We start from the raw sequence: 16639 nt of genomic DNA on the forward strand, positions 1-16639 counted from the left end.
GGTGCAGGTCAGTCGCGCTCGACGTCGACGGACGTGATGACGACGGGCTCGCGCGGGGCGTCACCCGGGCCGACCGGCACGGTGGCGATGGCGTCCACGACGGCGCGGCTCTCGTCGTCGGCGACCTCGCCGAAGATCGTGTGCTTGCCGTTGAGGTGCGGCGTCGTCGTCACGGTGACGAAGAACTGCGACCCGTTGGTGCCGTGACCGGCGATCTTGCCGGCGTTGGCCATGGCCAGCAGGTACTTCTTGTCGAAGCGGAGGTCGGGGTGGATCTCGTCGTCGAACTGGTAGCCGGGGCCGCCGCGGCCGTCACCACGGGGGCAGCCCCCCTGGATCATGAAGCCGTCGATGATGCGGTGGAAGGTGAGCCCGTCGTAGAACGGCGCGGTCTTCTTCTCGCCGCTGGCCGGGTCCTGCCACTCCTTCGTGCCCTCGGCGAGGCCCACGAAGTTCGCCACCGTCTTGGGGGCGTGGTTCTCGAACAGTTCCAGGCGGATGTCGCCGTGGTTGGTGTGCAGGGTGGCGTACATGGCGCTCATCCTTCCACGGGTCCTGCACGGCACCCGGCGGGGCGTCTGGTGGCGGGAAGCGCGCGGGTGCGGTCAGATGACGGGTGGTGATCGTCGCCGACCGTTCGGCGTGGGGCACGGACCGCGCACCCCGCACGTTCGCGACATCGGATGAACGGGCCAGAGGACGAGCACGAGGAGGAACGGATGTCGTTGAGCAAGAGCCACACCGAGAAGCTGCAGGCCCAGGGGGCCACGCTCGCCGGGAAGGTCGCGCCCGCGGTCGGCTCCGCGAAGGACTGGGCGCAGCCCCGCCTGGAGAAGGCCTGGGACACGACGCTCGAAGCGGCGGCGCCGAAGGTCGAGGCCGCGGCGCACAAGGTGTCCCCGGCTGTGGACAACGCCCGCGACAAGATCGTCGACGACCTGCTGCCCAAGCTCGTCGAGGCCGTGCAGGAGGCCGCGAGCAACGCCCGTGACGCCGCCGCCCCGGCCGTCGCGGCCGCTGCCGGCACCGCCACCGCGGCCGCAGCCTCCACGAGCGAGACCGTCCAGAACGCCGTCAAGGACGTCGTGAAGGACGGCAAGAAGTTCGAGCAGGGCCTGGAGAAGTCGCTCACGAAGAAGGCCCACCAGGCCGGGCGCCGCGCGGCGGTCGCGGGCGCCGCCGGGAAGGCGGCCGGCAAGGCCGGTACCAAGGCCGCCAAGACCACCGCGAAGAAGACGAAGAAGGTCGCCGCGCAGCGCTCCTCGGACGCACTCGCGGTGCTGAAGGGTGAGGCCGTCGTGAAGAAGAAGGGCAGCGCGGGGAAGAAGTTCCTCGTCTTCACCCTCATCGCCGCCGGCGGTGCCGCCGTCTACGCGGCCGTGAAGAACTCCCAGAAGGAGGACCCGTGGGCGGCCCCGGGCGCGGCCTGGACGCCGGCCCCCGCCACCACGACGCCCAGCACCCCCGCGGCCGACAAGAGCACCGAGAAGCTCGAGGAAGCCACCGCGCCCTCGACGACCTCGGCCTCCGAGGCCCCCACGACGGGCAAGCACGAGTACGCCCCCGTCGAGGACGGGACGCCCGAGGAGCTCAAGGGCGAGTGACGCTCTCGTGAGGGCCGGCTCCGTCAGGTGACGGGGCCGGCCCTCACGCCGTCCGGCCCAGGTGCAGACGACCTGTGTCGGAGGTGGACGTCTCCACGCGCTTCACAGGGCCAGGTGCAGGCGCAAGGCGTCGTCCAGAGCGTCCAACGCCTGCACCGGCAACCGGCCCAACGCCGGTCCCAGCCGGTTCACTGAGACAGCGCGGACCTGCTCGGCCTGGGCCTTGGAGTCGACGTGCAGTCCTGTGTCCTGGGCGGCGAGCAGCACCTGGAAGGGAAAGACCCTGGCGGTGTTGCTGGTCACCGGGACGACGGTGACCACGCCCCGGCCCAGCCGTTCGGCGACCGCGTTGGCCCGGTCGTTGCTGACCACGACCGCGGGTCGACGCTTGTTGGCCTCACTGCCCTGGACCGGGTCGAAGTCGACGAGGCGGACTTCCCCGCGGCGCATCATCGCAGCCCGTCAGCCGCTGCTCCTTCCCAGACCTCTCGGTCTCCGGAGTCGTCCCAGTCCTTCCACGCAGCGGCGTAGTCCTGCTCCAGCTGCTGATGGGTCAGAGCCCGGATGGCTCTCTGCACCGCAGCGGATCGAGACGGCAGTCCCGCGTCGCGGACGTGTTCGTCGAGGGCAGCCAGGTCGGCCTCGGTCAGGCTGATGCTGAGCTTCACCCTCCGATGCTACCCCGGTAGCACCGCTGGTACCACTGTCCACCCCTCCCCTGTCCGGCCCAGGTGCAGCAGGTGTCCGGCCGTCCCCAGCAGGCTGGGGTCGGTGGCCGTGCGTGCCAGCAGGTCGAGCACGGCCTCGTACCGCGCCGGGTCCTGCGTCCGGAGGGCGTCGACGGCGTCGTGCAGACCGTTCGCGAAACCGTCGGTCGAGGCCAGGACGACCGTCCGCAGTCCTGCTTCCGCGAATTCCTGGGGCAGTCGCGCGGGGTCGGTGCCGTGGGCGTGGGTGAACCGGCCGCGGTGGGCGTTCGTGTACTCGCCGCGGTCGAGCAGTCCGTTGACGAAGGCCGGGTCGGTGAGCCGGTCCCGTTCGTCCGCGATCGCCAGCGTCCTCCGGAGCAGCGACCACCGCGGCATCCAGGCCGTCGCGACGAGCCCACCGGGCGCCGTCACCCGCACGATCTCGGCCAGCGCCCGCTCCCGGTCCTGCGGGTCGGGCAGGTGGTAGAACGGGCCGAGCGCCAGCACCGCGTCGAAACTGGCTGCAGGCCAACGGCTCAGGTCACGCGCATCGGTCTGGACGACCTCCCGGAGGCTCGCCCCGCGGTCGGCGAGGTGTCCCCGCGCCAGGTCCAGCAGGTTCGGTGACAGGTCGGCGAGCGTCACCTCCAGCCCCCGTTCGGCGAGCCACGCGCTGTACCGGCCGGGGCCCCCGCCGAGGTCGAGGACGCGACCGGAAGAGGGCAGGTGCGGGGCGAGCAGTCGCGTCGTGACCGCGAACTCGAGCCGGCCCTCCGCGGTGACGAGCCGGGCGAGTTCGCGCTCGTGGTAGCTCGCGTAGTAGTCCTGCACGGCGTCCGTCGGTCCGTCCACGGACGCATCGTGGCACCGGTCCGGACGTTCCCTGCCACAGTGGAGGTGGACGAGCGGGAGGAGCGGAGCGTGGGTCGATGCTGGGCCGCGGCACTGCCGCTCGCGCTCGTCCTCGCGGTGCTGCCGGCCGGCAGCGCGGGACCGTCACCCGCCCTGGTCCTCACCCCGGAGCAGGAGGCCGTCGTCGCGGCTCTGCGCACCCCGCAGTTCTCCCGTCGGGGTGACCCGCTCGCCTTCGTCGAGACCCCGCGCGAGCTCGCCGGCACCCTCCTGCCGTGCGACGAGGTGGCCGCACACCTGGGCATCGCGGTCCCCAGCTTCCCGCGCCTGGCGGGGGACGGCTGGACCCGCGTGTGCGGCTCGGACGACGGCCGGGCGCTCTTCGACCACCCGGTTCCCTCGGTGGCCCACCCTCCTCCGCCGAGCGCGGACCCCGCCACCGACCAGCACGGCGTGACGCTCCTGTGGCTCCCGCCCGGTGTCGACGTCGACGCGGACTTCGACGAGGCCCGGGCGCGGGGACTGGTGTGGATGACGCTGCTGTACGGCGGTCAGGCGGCGGCACCGGTGACCGCGGCGGACGTCGACCCGACGCCGCGGGAGGACTACGCGCTGCTGACCTGGCCCGACGGCGGGCCACTGGGGGTGCAGTGGCGGGATCCGCAGCACACCCGGCTGGGCTGGCCCAGCGAGACGGCGGACCACCGCTTCTGGGTGGCGGTGCACTACCCGGGGTCGCCGACGGAGGCCGTCGACCTGCTGCGCACCGGGGTCGACCTGCCGACCTGAGGCGCCGTCAGAGCGGACGGACGGCCCACGCACGGGCGCCGACGAGCGCGACGGCGGCCGCCCCGAGGACGAGAGCGCACTCGGTCAGCACGACCGGCGGGGACGCGCTGAACCCGCTGACGTGCCCGACCCAGATCGCGACGGGCAACGAGAGGGCCGCCGAGGCTGGCAGGCCGAGGGCACCCGCTCGCAGCGTCCGGGTCAGGCCGATGGCCGAGCGCAACGCCCACCGGACGCACCCCAGGACGGCGGCGACGAAGGCGACGCCGAACACGACGTAGGAGCCCAGGACGACCGGCAGGTACCAGGACGGGTCCTCGCCGGCCGAGGCCGTGACCCCGGCGCGCCCGAGCAGCGCGGCGGCGGCGACCTCCAAGGACCAGGCGGTGAGCGGGCCCAGCAGGACCACCCCGGCCACCACCGCCAGGCCCGCGCCGGCGCCCGCCGCGGCGAGCAACCGGCCGTACATCGGCCAGGCGACCAGCCACCCGTTCTCGCGGGCGACTTCGGTGGCGAACTCCCGCACCGACGTGCCCAGCACCGACTCCGGCGTGCGGCCCTCCCGGTACGCGTCGTGCAGGTCGGCCGCCACGTCGCGGGCGACGGCGTCGCGCAGGGCACGTGGGACGCCGAGGAGCCGCCACTCGCGCTGGACCAGGGCCACGACGCGCCGGACGTCCTCCGGCGTGGACCGGTCGCCCGGAGTGATCACGCGCCCCTCTCCGCCCAGACCCCCGTGCTGCGCAGGACCGTCTCGACGTCCACGGTCGCCCGCTGCCACTGCGCGAGCCAGTCGTCGAGGGCTGCCCGTCCCGCGGCGCTGAGCGAGAAGACCTTGCGGGCGGGGCCGACGGGGCTCGCCTCGGACTGCTCGTGCAGCAGCCCTGACCTGCGCAGACGAGTGATCATCGGGTAGACCGTGCCGTAGCTGACGTCCCGCAGGCCCGCCTGCGCGAGGCGGGAGGCCAGTTCGTAGGCGTGGCCGGGCTGCTGGGCCAGGGCCGCCAGGACGCAGAGGTCGAGGGATCCCCTCAGCAGCTGCGCGCGGCGGTCCGGCGAGTCCGGTGTCATGCATCGCAAGGTAGCTGGTCGGGGGTCTGGACGCCAGGTGTCCTCACCCGCAGACTCGGATGCGTGGAACCGGTCTTCGTGCCCGTCTCGAGCCCGACCGTCCCCGACGGCGTCCTGGACCTGGTGCGCGGTGCCGTCGACGGGACCGCGCTGCAGAACGTGGAACCGCTCGTCGCCGCTCTCGAACGCGGCGGCTGGCAGCGCCGGGAGCGGAGTGGTGCCTGGGACCTCGCCGCCGACCCCGCCTGGTCGGTGCAGTCGACTGACCATCCCGTCGGCGCAGCCGTCTTCACCCAAGGGGACCCAGAGGTCCTGTGCGCCATCGCGGACGAGCTCGGCGCCCGGCTCGACGGCGGGTCGCTCGGCGAGGTACGCCCAGGACCGCCCGACCCGGACTGGCCGAGCTGGGACGCGGACGCCGTGACGGTCTCACTCAACGTCACCCCGGCGACACCCCTTGGCCGCCACGTCGTCCCTGCGGTCCTGCACGTCGAGCTCGCCCGTCGGGACACTCCGGCCGACGGGGTGCCGCTCGACGTCGATAAAGCTCGTCGGCTGGCCATGGGCGGCTCCGCGGTCGACCGTTGGCACCTCGCCGGTCACGACGACCTGCCGGACGACGTCGTCGACACGCTCTCCCGCGACGAGGACCCCGCCGTCACCGCGGCGCTCGACGCCAACGCCGGACAGCGCCGGGTGTTCGCCGAGTTCCCCTGACGGGTGAGGGAGGGTCCTGCGGGCAGCAGGTCACCGCTCGCGGACTCACCGGGCGGTGGTCCCCCCGGAGAACGCACGAGGCCGGTCACGTCGTCGACGTGACAGGCCTCGTGGCGCCGGTGGAGGCAAGGGGACTCGAACCCCTAACCCCCTGCTTGCAAAGCAGGTGCGCTACCAATTGCGCCATGCCCCCGGGTGGTGCCGAGTCAGCGCACCGTGTCGGTGGCCTCAGCCCACAGTTCGCGTTCCGCCTTCTGCGACGCCCGACGGCGCCACGCGAAGACTCCTCCGGCGAGCAGCCCCACCAAGAGCAACTTCTTCACGTTCGGGCCTCCTCACAGGACGGGTCGCGGCGGACACCCGCCGTGACGCGGAAACGCTAGCACGCGGCGTGATCGCGCTCAGGTCGACGACGGGGGTGCCGACCGAGGGGTGTCATGACCACGGACCCCGGCCTGCGCACCGCCCTGGTGCACGAGTGGATCGCGGCGCGCGCGGGCGCGGAGCAGGTCTTCGAGGTGCTCGCCGGCGTGTGGCCCGACGCGGACCTGCACGCCCTCAGCGCTGCCCCGGGAGTCCGGCTCGACCTCGGCGGCCGGGCCGTCCGCACCACGGCGCTCGACCGGTTCCGCGACCACCGCGCCTTCGCCCTGCCGCTCATGCCGGCGGCCTGGGCCCGGCACGCGCGCGACGTCCAGGGCGCCTACGACCTCGTCGTCACCTCCCACCACGCGTTCGCGACGTCGAACCGCCTCGTCGCCCCCGGTGGCGTCCACCTCGCCTACGTCCACACCCCCGCCCGGTACGTCTGGAGCCCCGAGCTCGACGGCCGCGGGACCTCCCCGCTGCTCGCCCCGGCCCGCCGGGCGCTGGCCGCGGCCGACCACCGGGCGGCGCGCCGGGTCACCGCCTTCGCCGCGAACAGCGCCGAGGTCGCCCGCCGCATCGAGCGGTTCTGGGGCCGCGACGCCGTCGTCGTCCACCCGCCCGTCGACGTCGTCCGGTTCGCCGCGACCGCGCCGGACACCCTCGACCTCCCCGACGGGTTCCTCCTGGCCCTGGGTCGCTTCGTGCCGTACAAGAACCACCTGCTCGCCGTCGACGTCGCCGAACGCGCCGGGCGCCCCGTCGTCGTCGCCGGCACCGGACCGCTGCTGCCCGTGCTGCGCGAACGCGCCGCGACCGCCTCGGTCCCCGTCGTCGTCCTCGACCGCCCCTCGCACGACACCGTCCGGGAACTGCTGCGGCGGGCCGCCGTCCTGGTCTTCCCCACCGTGGAGGACTTCGGGATCGTCCCCGTCGAGGCGATGGCGTCCGGGACGCCCGTGCTGGCCCCGCGGCGCGGGGGCTCCGGGGAGACCGTCCTCGACGGCGTCTCCGGCGCCCTCGTCGACGAGCTCACCGTCGGCGCCCTCGCCGAGGCCCTGCCGCTCGCGGAAGCCTGCACCGCGGCCGACTGCCGAACCCGGGCGCTCGCCTTCGACGTCGACCGCTTCACCGCCCGGATCCGCGACTGGGTCGGTGAGCACACGGGGGTGCTGCGCCCGTGATCCTCGTGCTGGCGCTGGGCCTGGCCGGCGCCTTCACCGGTCTGCTGTTCTGCGTCACCGCGACCGACCGCACGCGCCTGACGGTGGCGGCGTTCCTCGCCGTCCCGCAGGTGTTCGTCGGTCCGCTGGGGACGCTGAACCTGCCGCTGAGCCAGTGCTGGGTCATCCTCATCGCCGTCTGCTGGCTGCTGGAGCGCAAGGAGCTCCCCGTCCGGGACCCCGTGTTCCGGGCCGTCCTCGTGTTCGGCCTCACGCAGGGGATCGCGATCAGCTGGTCCCCGAAGCCGATGGTGGGGATCCTCGAGGTGGCGCGACTGGTCTCGTTCGCCTTCCTCCTGCTCTACGCCGCGCGGGTCGAACGGGTCCGCGCCGGCGCCCTCACCGGGCCGTTCACCGTCGTCCTGTGCTGGGCCGTCGTCAACGCGGTCCTCGTCTGGGTGTTCCGGCTCTCCCCCGCCGTGGAGTCGGTGTTCCTGCACTCCCCCCTGGCCCCGGTCATCGTCGGCCCGGACGCCATGGCGGCCTTCTTCGACGGCGGCGCGAACAACGTCACCGACCCGCTGAAGTCCGGCGGGTTCTTCATCAACGCGAACGTGTCCTCGATGTTCCTGGGCGTCGCGACGTTCTGCTTCCTCGCGCTCGGCGTCGGCCTGCGCGCCGCGGAGCACCGCCGCCGCAAGCGCCTCTACGCCGCCGGGGCCCTGGTGTGCTGGTCGGCCACGTTCATGACGGGGTCGAAGACCGCGGCGGCGCTCGCGCTCGTCCTGCCGCTGGCGGTCCGTGGCGTGCAGGTCCTCGGACGCCCGAACGCGCGGTGGTTCCTGCCGCAGGCCGGGGCCGCGATCGGCCTGGGGATCTGGCTCGTGCCGCGGCTGCTGGAGAAGTACGTCCCCGGCTACGCCGACGCCTCGACCGAGAGCCTGGCCAGCCGCGCCCCCATGTGGGAGTTCGCGATGCGGATGTTCAAGGAGCACCTCGTCCTCGGCCTCGGCTTCGGCGGCTGGGCGCAGACGATCGAGCAGTTCGCCGCCCTCGGCATCGAGACCCTGCCCCCGCACAACCTCTTCATCGCCGCCTGGGCCTCCAGCGGTCTGCCCGGCGTCGCGGGGCTGCTGTTCCTGGCCCTTACGATCCTCGTCGTGCTGACGAGGATCGTCGTCAAGAACGTCGGGACGCACGTCGCGCGCACCACCGCGTTCGCGCTCGGCGCCTGGTGGTGGGTGCTCATCCACGGCATGGGCGACAACACCGCCGTGTACGGCGAGGCCAAGTCGATGATCCTGCTCGCGATGCTGCTCGGGCTCGTCACGAGCCGCCTCGCCGCGCACCGGGCGGCGGTCGAGCGCGAGGCGGTCCCGTGCCCCGCGTAGCCGTCGTCCGGCACACCTTCGGGCTGCCGTCTGAACCCTTCGTCCTCACCCAGGCGCGTGCCTTCGCGCGGTGGGAACCCGTGCTGGTCTCCCGCGACGCGGTCCCCCCCGAGGTCGCCGGCGGGTTGCCCTCGCACTCGCTCGTGGACGCCGCCGGGCCACGTGCCGCCGCCCTCCACACGGCCGGGCTCGCGTCCGGGCCCCTCACGACGGCGCTGCGCGCCCTGGGCGTCGACGCGGTCCTGGCCCACTTCGGGTTCGAGGCCTCCTGCGCGCTGCCCGCGACCCGGCGCGCGGGCGTTCCGCTCGCGACGGTGTTCCACGGCGTGGACGCGACGACGTCGCGCACGGACCTGCTCCGCGCACGGCACGTCTCGTGGGCCACGTACGTGCGACGTTCCCGCGCGCTGGCCCACCGCGGTGACCTCTTCCTGCCCGTCTCCGACCACCTGCGCCACCGCGTCCTCGACCGGGGTTTCCCCGTCGACCGCACCGTGACGCACCACCTCGGCATCGACCTCGACGTCCTGCCGGCGGCCGATCCCGTCCCGGGAACCCTCGTCCACGTCGGCCGGCTCGTCCCGAAGAAGGGACACGCCACGCTGTTCCGGGCCCTCACGGGGATGCCGGGCGTCCGGCTCACGTGCGTGGGCGACGGACCGCTGCGCGCAGAACTCACCGCACTGGCGCGGGACCTCCGGCTCGACGTGGAGTTCACGGGCGCGCTCGAGCACGCCGGGACGCTGCAGCGCATCGCGCGCTCGTCGCTGCTGTGCCTGCCCAGCACGACCGGACCCACGGGCGACCAGGAAGGGCTCGGCCAGGTCCTCCTGGAGGCCGGTGCCCTCGGTCGTCCCGTCGTCGCCACCCGGCACGGCGGGATCCCCTCCGCGGTGGTCGACGGAACCACCGGTCTGCTCGTCCCGGAACAGGACCCGGACGCCCTGGCGGCCGCCATCCGCCGGGTCCTCGAACGCCCGCGACTGGCCGCCGACCTCGGCCGGGCCGCGGCCGCGCACGTGCGGGAGAACTTCGACGTCCGCGTCCAGACGGCGCGGCTGGAACTCCTGCTCGACGGTCTGCTCGCCGACGGAGGTTCCCGGTGAGGGGCCGGGTCCTCGTGCTGACGCGGTCCCTGCCGCTGCACCACGCGGGCGGGATGGAATCGGTGACGTGGGACCTGTGCCGCGCCCTCGCCGACCGGGGCACCGACGTCACGGTCGTGACGACGCGGGTTCCGGGTTCCCCGGCGGAGTTCTCCACCGACGGTGTCCGCGTCCGCGCACTGCCCGGAACCGTCCCCGGCCGGTACTCGCGCTCCTGGTGGAACTCTTCGCGCACCGCCGCCGCGGCCGACCTGGCCCGGGGTGTCGACGGCGTGCTGTCCGTCAGTGCCGGGGGTTTCGCAGTCCTCGACCTCGCCCGGTCCGCCGGTGCGCGCTGCGTCCTGCAGGCGCACGGGACGTCGGTCAACGAGATCGTCTCGAAGCTCGGCGGTCGACGGGTGCGGCCACTCCTGTCGTTGCCGCGCAACGTCTCCGGTCTCGCCGTGGACGCGCTGACCTACCGCCGGTTCCACGACGTCGTCGCCGTCGGCCCGAGCGTCGCGCGGTCGCTGACCCGGTTCCCGTTGGGTCCGGCCGTCGGGATGCCACCGGTCCACCTCCTCGAGAACGGCGTGGACACCCACGTGTTCCGGCCGGACCCCGACGCCCGCGTCCGCGTGGCCGTCGAACTGCACGTCCCCGGTCCGCTGTTCGTCGTCGTCGGGCGGTTGCACCCGCAGAAGCGGGTCGACCGTTCGGTCCGCCTGCTGCAGGAGTTCCCCGGTGCGACCCTCGTCCTGGCCGGCGACGGCCCGGACCGCCCCGCTCTGCAGGCCCTGGCCGCTGACCTCGGTGTCGCGGAGCGGGTGCGGTTCCTCGGAGCGGTCGACCGCGCCCGGGTCCCCGGGTTGCTGGCCGCCGCCGACGTCTCGCTCCTGACGTCCCAGTGGCGCGAAGGGCTGCCGATGGCCGTCCTGGAGTCCCTGGCGTGCGGGACCCCCGTGGTGACGTCCCGCACCACCGCTCCCGTCGAGGGGACGCAGGTTCCCCGGGTCGACGCGGGCAACCCCGGCGACCTGGCTGCGGCGGTGCGTCGCCTGCTGGCCCGCGGCAGGTCGTTGACGTCGCTGCTGCCGGACCGGTACGCGTTGTCCGGGGTCGCCGCCCGGTACGCAACCCTCCTCGGCGTCCCGTGATGCGCGACGGCGTCCGTCACCTCGTCCTCAGCGGTCTGGTGGGGAAACTGCTGGGGATGCTGCGGGAGGTGCTGCTCGCGGCCGCCTACGGGACGGGGGTTCCCGCGACGGCGACCCGCGTCGCGCAGACGGGGACTCTCGTCCCCGTCGACTTCTTCACAGCCGACGTCCTGTCGGCCGGCTTCCTGCCCCTGCACAAGGAACTCCTGCGCACCGACCCCGACCGCGCCGACCGGTTGTTCCGGGCCCTGCGCCGCGGGCTGTGGGTCCTGTCCGCGGTCCTCGTCGTCGCACTCGTGGCGGGTGCGGGAACCGTCGTCCGCCTCGTCGCGCCGGGACTGGGACCGTCGACGGGCGCGACCAGCGCGGAGTTCCTGCGCGTCATGGCGCTGGGGATCCCCAGCTACCTGCAGTTCTCGCTCCTGAGCTACCTCGAGATGTCCCACGGCGGGTTCCGCCTGGCCGGCGTGCGCGCCACCGTGCAGAACCTCGGGATGGTGGCCTCCCTCGGCGCGGCGTGGGCCCTGGGCGAACCCGTCGTCCTCGCGACGGGGTTCGCACTGGCCTACCTGGGACTGCACGCCTGGGGCGTCGGGCAGGTCGCCGACCTCGTGCCCCACGGCCCGACGACGGGCACGCGCGAGGTGCTCGCGCAGGTCTGGCGGCGGGTCCGTCCCCTGCTGCTGCTGCCCGTCGTGCTCCAGGGCTCGGTCGTCACCGAACGCGTCGTGGCGTCCCTGCTCGGTGACCAGGTCGTGGCGGCCGTCGACTACGCGCGCTTCGTGGCGACGACGGGGGTGAACCTGCTCGCCGTGCCCCTCGGGCTGGCCGGGTTGGCCGCCCTGGCCGGGCTCGACCACGCCACCGCCCGCGAGCGCCTCGCGGGGACGCTGCCGGGGTTGCTGCTCGTGGTCGTCCCGGCCTCGGTCGTGCTGACGGTCGGCAGCGCCCCGGTCGTGCAGGTGCTGTACGCGCGGGGGGCGTTCGACGCGTCGGCGGTGGCGACGTCGGCCGCGGTGCTGACGGGGTTCGGCGTGGGGTTCTGGGCGCAGTCGTGCGCGTACGTGCTCGTCAAGGCGCTCAACGCGGCGGGACGGAACCGGACGGCCGCGGGCGCGCTCCTCGCAGGCCTTGTGGTGACGCTGACCGTGAACCTGTCGCTGCACGGCGTGCTGGGGCCGGTGACGCTCGGCCTGGCCGCGTCGGCGGGGGCGGTCGTCACGACGCTCGTCGCCGCCCGTCCCCTGGGGGTGGCCGGCGTGCTGGGACGGTGGCTGCTCGCCTGCCTGCCCGTCGCCGCTGCGGCGGGGGTCCTCGGCTGGTGGGTGGGCAGGGACCTCAGCGGCTGGGTCGCGCTGGTCGCCGTGACGGGGGCGGTCGGTGCGGTGTGGGCCGCCGCGTGGCTCGGGGTCGGGCCGTGGCGCCGGGTCGGCACCGGCATCCTGCGCGGATCGCGGGCGTAGCGTCGGACCAGTCGGAGAGCTCGGGGGGCGTCGTGTTCGCAGTGGACCTGGGGGACGGGGCGCAGCTGCGCCCTCTGGAGGTGCGGCACGCGGAGGAGTTCGCCGCGCACCTGGACCAGGCCCGTGAGCACGTCCGGCCGTGGGTCGGGGCGTCGTTCCTCGCCGAGGGGGTCGAAGGGGCGCGCGCCACGCTGTCCCGCTACGCAGCGTCGCAGGCCGAGGACGGTGGGCGGCTCGTCGGTCTGTGGTTGGACGGCCGGCTCGTGGGCGGGGTGATGTACGTGACGTTCAGCGCCGCAGCGGGCACCTGCGAGCTGGGCTGCTGGCTGGAACCGGCGGGCGAGGGCCGCGGTCTCGTCACGCGTGCGGCGCGGGTCCTGCTCGAGCACGCCTTCGACGACCGGGGTCTGCACCGCGCCGAGTGGCGCTGCCGGGCGGACAACGTCCGCAGTGCGGCGGTGGCGCGGCGGCTCGGGATGACGCTGGAGGGCACGCTGCGCGAGGCGTGGCGCAACGGCGGCGCGTGGCACGACAAGCAGGTCTGGGGGGTGCTGGCGACGGATCCGCGACCTTGGTGACGGTGTCGACGTCCCGGACGTCCAGGGGCCGGAGGACGACGGTGCGGAAGGTCGCGGCCGGACCGAGGAACAGCGGTCCGGTCGACGAGGCCAGTCCGCCGCGGCTCCTCGTCCAGGCCAGGCCGGCGTTCGCGAGGTCGGGGGTTCCCCAGCAGACCACGTGGTTCCCGTCCGAGGGTCCCGTTCCACCCCTGCCACCACGCGCGCCCTTTGCGGTACCTGGTCGCCGGTCAGGTCAGCCGGACGGCGTCCGATGGGGACTCGGACGGGACCGGGTGGGCCGGGCTCCGCCGTCGTCGAGAGGTGGTCCCCGTGGCGCGGATGCGTGACCTGCGAGTGAGCCTGAAGCTGGCTCTCGGGTTCAGCCTGGTGGGGGTCCTGCTCGTGCTCGTCGCCGGCGTCGGGATCCAGCGCCTCAGCGCCGCGCAGACGAAGATGGACTACCTGTCCACGTCGGGGATCGCGTCCGTCGACAGCATCGACAAGGTCCAGAACGCCTTCACCACCCTGCGCCTGGACATCGCCAACGCCGCCCTCACCCCCGACGCCGCCGGCACCACCGCGGCCCTGGCGCAGACCGACAGCGACAGCCAGGCCCTCGACGCGGCCTGGACGACCTACCAGGGCACCGACCCCGCCGCCAGCAAGGCCCAGCAGCAGGCCTACACCGACGCCATCGCGGCGTACCGCAGCGCCGCCCAGGGTCTCGTGCCGCTCGCCAAGGACAACGACCTGGCCGGCTTCGTGGCGCTCCGCACGTCCACCGTGACGCCCGCGGGGGACAAGGTCGGTCAGGCGCTCGCTGACATCAACAAGGCGGAGGCGGAGTCCGCCGTCCAGCTCGCCGACGAGGGCAAGAGCGCCTACCGGCAGGCCGTCGCGGGCCTCCTGACCTGCGTCCTCGTCGCGCTCGCCCTCGCCGTCGTCGTCGCGGTCCTCATCTCCCGATCCATCGCCCGCCCCCTGGGACGTGCGGTCACCGTCATGGAGGGCCTGGCCCAAGGCCGCCTGGACCAGCGCGTGGCCTACACCGCCAAGGACGAAGTCGGACGCCTGTCCGCAGCCACCGACACCTCCCTGGACTCCCTGTCAGCCACCGTGGGCCGCATCAGCGCCAACGCCACCACCCTGGCCGCCTCCAGCGAAGAACTCACCGCCGTCGCCACCCAACTGTCCTCCGGCGCAGAGGAGTCCGCCGCCCAGTCCCATGTCGTCTCCGCCGCCACCGAGGAGATCACCGCCTCCATCGGCACCGTCGCCGCCGCCGGGGAGGAGATGACCTCCGCCATCCGCGAGATCGCCTCCGCCACCGCCGACGCCTCGGCCACCGCCGCCACCGCCGTGGCCGCCGCCCAGGACGCCTCCCAGACCCTGGCCCGCCTGTCGGCCTCCAGCCGCGAGATCGGCGACGTCGTCAAACTCATCACCTCCATCGCCGAACAGACCAACCTCCTGGCCCTGAACGCCACCATCGAAGCCGCCCGGGCCGGGGAGATGGGCAAGGGCTTCGCCGTCGTGGCCGGCGAAGTCAAGGAACTGGCCCAGCAGACCGCCCGGGCGACCGAGGAGATCGTCGCCAAGGTCGGCGCCACCCAGGCCGACGCCCACGCCGCGACCGCCGCCATCGAACAGATCGGTGAGGTCATCGTCCGCGTCGACGCCCTGCAGGCCACCATCGCCGCCGCGGTGGAGCAGCAGTCGGCCACCACCGCCGAGATGGTCCGCAACGTCACCGAAGTCTCCACCGGCTCCCAGGAGATCTCCGTCAACATCTCCGGCATCGCCGCCGCGGCCTCCCAGACCACCACCAGCGCCGGGCACACCGCCACCACCGCCGACGACGTCGCCCGCTCCGCCGCCGAACTCAACGCCCTGGTCGGCACCTTCCGCCTCTGAGGGACTCTGAGGGACCGGGCCCCGGATCGCGCGGAACTCCGCGCGGCCCGGGGCCTCGCCCTAGGGTCGGCGGGGTGTTCCGCAACCTCGTCGACCACCCCTGGATCCTCGTGATCCTCTTCCTGCTGCTGCTGGTGGTCGCCGCCTCGGTCGTCATCGTCCTGGTGGTCCGGTTGGCCGGCCGCCGTCGCCGTCCACCGGGCCCGGGAACCGGCGGCTGACGCGGGGGCAGCGGTAGGCTCGAGGGATTCCCGGCCACCGCGCCGTCACCCCGCCCGGACGAGCACCGCCTCCTCCCGGCTCACGACGTGCGGAGGACTGCGATGTCGCTCGACCTGCCCCCGACCACCTACGGCCGCATCGCGGCCGGCGTGCCCGTCACCGACGTCGAGCGGGCGCTCGCGTTCTACCGGGACGTCCTCGGCCTCGAGGTCGTCTTCGCCAACGGCGACCCGACCGGGTTCGTCATCCTGCGCCGCGGTGCGGCCGAGCTGCACCTCTCGATCCAGCGCGGGCACCGGGCGGGGGTCCACAACGTCGCCCACCTGCTCGTCGACGACGCCACGGCCCTGCACGACCACCTCGTCCGGCACGGGGCCCGCATCGTCAAGGGCCTGCGGGACGCGGACTTCGGGCTGCGGACCTTCGTCGTCGCCGACCCCGACGGCAACCGCATCGACGTCGGCCAACCGCTGCGCTGACGGTCAGCCGGCGAGGAGCTGACCGGCGAGCGCCCGCAGGTCCCGCCCCCGGCTCTCCCAGTCGTGTCCCTGGGCGAGCCGGGTCATCCGCGCGGGGCGGGCCGGGTCCGCGTCGGCGAGGAGCTGTTCGACCTGGGGCACGAACTCCGAGGCCGGCCGGACGAAGACCGCACCGTCGACCGGCGCCACCGCGGGCAACGGGGTGCTGACGACGGGCAACCCCGCGGCCAGGTATTCGTACGTCTTCAACGGCGAGATGCCGCGCGTGAGCGGCGTGCTGCGGTAGGGCACCAGACCCACGGCGGACGCCGCCAGTTCGCACGCGAGGGCGGCCGGGGCGAGCGGACCGACGACCTGGGCACCCGCCGCGGTGAGGTTGCGCCACAACGGGTTCGACGGGTCGACGATCGGCCCGACGAGCCGGAGCCGACCGCCCAGCGCGCGAGCCAGCGCGAGCAGGAGGTCGCCGTCGAGCTTGTGGGGCGCCAGCGTTCCGGCGAACACCACCGATGTTCCACGGGAAACATCCGGAGCCTGGGCCGCGGCGCTGAACAGGGCGACGTCGCACACGTTGAGCAGGCAGCGGGTGTCGGCGAACCCCTGCGAGCGCAGGTGCTCCTCGATGGCCGGGCTCGTGCCGATCGCGACGTCGGCCTCCAGCCGCCGTTCCGCGGCGAGCAACCGTCCGCGGTGGACGCCGGGGTTCTCGTGGAGCAGGTCGACGAGGTGGTAGACCGTCCGGTCCGCCAGCCGTTCCAGCCCGTAGGTGAAGGGCGTGTAGGTCCACAGCAGCCGCGGCCCGGGGTGCTGGACCCAGCGCCGGAGCTGGCGGTGCAGCAGCGCTGAGTTGGCGCGCCGGGTGGTCGGCGCGTGGTGCGGCACCAACCGGGGCGTGACGACCTCGACGCCCTCCGGAACCGCGCGGCCCGTGAGTGCGGGCGCGGACCGCAGGCGTCGCAGGACGCGGCGGGCGTCGGACGGTCGCAGCGACCGGGTCCCCGTCCCCTCGGCGAACAGGACGGGCCAGTCCGCGGCGAGGGCCCGGGTGACGTGGTGCTGGTTCGTGGCGACGGGAGCGTTCCAGTCGGCGGTGCCGAGGACGAGGACGAGGGGCATC

20 protein-coding genes and 1 tRNA gene are annotated in these 16639 nt (G+C 73.9%); 12 read left to right on the plus strand and 9 right to left on the minus strand.

The genetic code is table 11. The features are described from left to right. Positions 1-8 precede the first annotated feature (8 nt). Complete coding sequence (locus ACFEMC_RS22260) at positions 9-533, minus strand: peptidylprolyl isomerase (protein WP_380171991.1); 525 nt, start codon at positions 531-533, stop codon at positions 9-11. 186 nt (positions 534-719) lie between these two features. Here ACFEMC_RS22260 and ACFEMC_RS22265 point away from each other — a divergent pair, with 186 nt between their 5' ends. Continuing rightward, complete coding sequence (locus ACFEMC_RS22265; RefSeq protein WP_380171993.1) at positions 720-1604, plus strand: hypothetical protein; 885 nt, start codon at positions 720-722, stop codon at positions 1602-1604. 102 nt (positions 1605-1706) lie between these two features. On the opposite strand, the gene ACFEMC_RS22270 is transcribed toward ACFEMC_RS22265, so the two are convergent. Genes ACFEMC_RS22270 through ACFEMC_RS22280 form a run of 3 tightly spaced genes read right to left on the minus strand, consistent with a single transcriptional unit; the run spans position 1707 to position 3145 of the window. After that, the gene (locus tag ACFEMC_RS22270; protein ID WP_380171995.1) at positions 1707-2057 is read right to left on the minus strand and encodes a type II toxin-antitoxin system PemK/MazF family toxin; all 351 of its coding nucleotides are present in this window, start codon (positions 2055-2057) and stop codon (positions 1707-1709) included. After that, positions 2054-2272, minus strand: coding sequence for a ribbon-helix-helix domain-containing protein (locus ACFEMC_RS22275; protein ID WP_380171997.1), 219 nt, complete (start codon positions 2270-2272; stop codon positions 2054-2056). The genes ACFEMC_RS22270 and ACFEMC_RS22275 overlap by 4 nt, the downstream gene beginning before the upstream one ends. Positions 2273-2281: 9 nt before the next feature. Further along, positions 2282-3145, minus strand: coding sequence for a class I SAM-dependent methyltransferase (locus ACFEMC_RS22280; RefSeq protein ID WP_380171999.1), 864 nt, complete (start codon positions 3143-3145; stop codon positions 2282-2284). 69 nt (positions 3146-3214) lie between these two features. Between ACFEMC_RS22280 and ACFEMC_RS22285 the strand changes: the two genes are divergently transcribed. Then, positions 3215-3934: a hypothetical protein gene (locus ACFEMC_RS22285; protein WP_380172001.1), complete on the plus strand. Its 720-nt coding sequence runs from the start codon at positions 3215-3217 to the stop codon at positions 3932-3934. A 7-nt stretch (positions 3935-3941) separates the two neighbouring features. On the opposite strand, the gene ACFEMC_RS22290 is transcribed toward ACFEMC_RS22285, so the two are convergent. After that, positions 3942-4646: a hypothetical protein gene (locus tag ACFEMC_RS22290; RefSeq protein ID WP_380172003.1), complete on the minus strand. Its 705-nt coding sequence runs from the start codon at positions 4644-4646 to the stop codon at positions 3942-3944. Beyond that, positions 4643-5005, minus strand: a complete 363-nt coding sequence (locus ACFEMC_RS22295; protein WP_380172005.1) for a PadR family transcriptional regulator — start codon at positions 5003-5005, stop codon at positions 4643-4645. Before ACFEMC_RS22295 ends, ACFEMC_RS22290 begins: the two co-directional genes overlap by 4 nt. 63 nt (positions 5006-5068) lie before the next feature. Here ACFEMC_RS22295 and ACFEMC_RS22300 point away from each other — a divergent pair, with 63 nt between their 5' ends. Next, positions 5069-5722 (plus strand): hypothetical protein, encoded by a 654-nt coding sequence (locus ACFEMC_RS22300; RefSeq protein ID WP_380172007.1) that lies wholly within the window; start codon positions 5069-5071, stop codon positions 5720-5722. A gap of 120 nt (positions 5723-5842) precedes the next feature. Here ACFEMC_RS22300 and ACFEMC_RS22305 read toward each other — a convergent pair. Beyond that, positions 5843-5915, minus strand: a tRNA-Ala gene (locus ACFEMC_RS22305). A 13-nt stretch (positions 5916-5928) separates the two neighbouring features. Next, on the minus strand, positions 5929-6045 hold the full coding sequence (locus ACFEMC_RS22310; RefSeq protein ID WP_366175305.1) for a DLW-39 family protein: 117 nt from the start codon (positions 6043-6045) through the stop codon (positions 5929-5931). A gap of 114 nt (positions 6046-6159) precedes the next feature. Here ACFEMC_RS22310 and ACFEMC_RS22315 point away from each other — a divergent pair, with 114 nt between their 5' ends. The 9 genes from ACFEMC_RS22315 (at position 6160) to ACFEMC_RS22355 (ending at position 15522) form a co-directional block, all read left to right on the plus strand. Further along, on the plus strand, positions 6160-7272 hold the full coding sequence (locus tag ACFEMC_RS22315; RefSeq protein WP_380172010.1) for a glycosyltransferase: 1113 nt from the start codon (positions 6160-6162) through the stop codon (positions 7270-7272). Then, complete coding sequence (locus ACFEMC_RS22320; RefSeq protein WP_380172012.1) at positions 7269-8642, plus strand: O-antigen ligase family protein; 1374 nt, start codon at positions 7269-7271, stop codon at positions 8640-8642. Before ACFEMC_RS22315 ends, ACFEMC_RS22320 begins: the two co-directional genes overlap by 4 nt. Further along, positions 8630-9748 carry a glycosyltransferase gene (locus tag ACFEMC_RS22325; RefSeq protein WP_380172014.1) on the plus strand — a complete coding sequence of 373 codons (1119 nt, stop codon included), beginning with the start codon at positions 8630-8632 and terminating at the stop codon, positions 9746-9748. The genes ACFEMC_RS22320 and ACFEMC_RS22325 overlap by 13 nt, the downstream gene beginning before the upstream one ends. Beyond that, positions 9745-10884 carry a glycosyltransferase family 4 protein gene (locus ACFEMC_RS22330; RefSeq protein ID WP_380172016.1) on the plus strand — a complete coding sequence of 380 codons (1140 nt, stop codon included), beginning with the start codon at positions 9745-9747 and terminating at the stop codon, positions 10882-10884. The genes ACFEMC_RS22325 and ACFEMC_RS22330 overlap by 4 nt, the downstream gene beginning before the upstream one ends. Further along, positions 10884-12347: a lipid II flippase MurJ gene (locus ACFEMC_RS22335; protein ID WP_380172018.1), complete on the plus strand. Its 1464-nt coding sequence runs from the start codon at positions 10884-10886 to the stop codon at positions 12345-12347. Before ACFEMC_RS22330 ends, ACFEMC_RS22335 begins: the two co-directional genes overlap by 1 nt. Before the next feature lie 32 nt (positions 12348-12379). Beyond that, entirely contained in the window at positions 12380-12925 is a 546-nt protein-coding gene (locus ACFEMC_RS22340) for a GNAT family N-acetyltransferase (protein ID WP_380172020.1), read from the plus strand. 321 nt (positions 12926-13246) lie between these two features. Next, entirely contained in the window at positions 13247-14821 is a 1575-nt protein-coding gene (locus tag ACFEMC_RS22345) for a methyl-accepting chemotaxis protein (protein WP_380176906.1), read from the plus strand. 74 nt (positions 14822-14895) lie between these two features. Beyond that, a complete protein-coding gene (locus ACFEMC_RS22350; RefSeq protein ID WP_380172021.1) occupies positions 14896-15042 on the plus strand; it encodes a hypothetical protein in 147 nt (48 codons plus the stop codon). A gap of 102 nt (positions 15043-15144) precedes the next feature. Beyond that, positions 15145-15522 (plus strand): VOC family protein, encoded by a 378-nt coding sequence (locus ACFEMC_RS22355; RefSeq protein ID WP_380172023.1) that lies wholly within the window; start codon positions 15145-15147, stop codon positions 15520-15522. A gap of 3 nt (positions 15523-15525) precedes the next feature. On the opposite strand, the gene ACFEMC_RS22360 is transcribed toward ACFEMC_RS22355, so the two are convergent. After that, positions 15526-16638, minus strand: a complete 1113-nt coding sequence (locus ACFEMC_RS22360) for a glycosyltransferase (RefSeq protein WP_380172024.1) — start codon at positions 16636-16638, stop codon at positions 15526-15528. Position 16639 lies beyond the last annotated feature (1 nt).

Source organism: Kineococcus sp. DHX-1 (assembly GCF_042473625.1).
In the GTDB taxonomy this organism is placed as follows: Bacteria; Actinomycetota; Actinomycetes; order Actinomycetales; family Kineococcaceae; genus Kineococcus.

Bases quoted from the DNA above. Each gene is read 5' to 3' on its own strand.
- ACFEMC_RS22260 (WP_380171991.1), bottom strand. From the start codon at position 533: ATGTACGCCACCCTGCACACCAACCACGGCGACATCCGCCTGGAACTG.
- ACFEMC_RS22265 (WP_380171993.1), top strand. From the start codon at position 720: ATGTCGTTGAGCAAGAGCCACACCGAGAAGCTGCAGGCCCAGGGGGCC.
- ACFEMC_RS22270 (WP_380171995.1), bottom strand. From the start codon at position 2,057: ATGATGCGCCGCGGGGAAGTCCGCCTCGTCGACTTCGACCCGGTCCAG.
- ACFEMC_RS22295 (WP_380172005.1), bottom strand. From the start codon at position 5,005: ATGACACCGGACTCGCCGGACCGCCGCGCGCAGCTGCTGAGGGGATCC.
- ACFEMC_RS22315 (WP_380172010.1), top strand. From the start codon at position 6,160: ATGACCACGGACCCCGGCCTGCGCACCGCCCTGGTGCACGAGTGGATC.
- ACFEMC_RS22335 (WP_380172018.1), top strand. From the start codon at position 10,884: ATGCGCGACGGCGTCCGTCACCTCGTCCTCAGCGGTCTGGTGGGGAAA.
- ACFEMC_RS22345 (WP_380176906.1), top strand. From the start codon at position 13,247: ATGCGTGACCTGCGAGTGAGCCTGAAGCTGGCTCTCGGGTTCAGCCTG.
- ACFEMC_RS22355 (WP_380172023.1), top strand. From the start codon at position 15,145: ATGTCGCTCGACCTGCCCCCGACCACCTACGGCCGCATCGCGGCCGGC.
- ACFEMC_RS22360 (WP_380172024.1), bottom strand. From the start codon at position 16,638: ATGCCCCTCGTCCTCGTCCTCGGCACCGCCGACTGGAACGCTCCCGTC.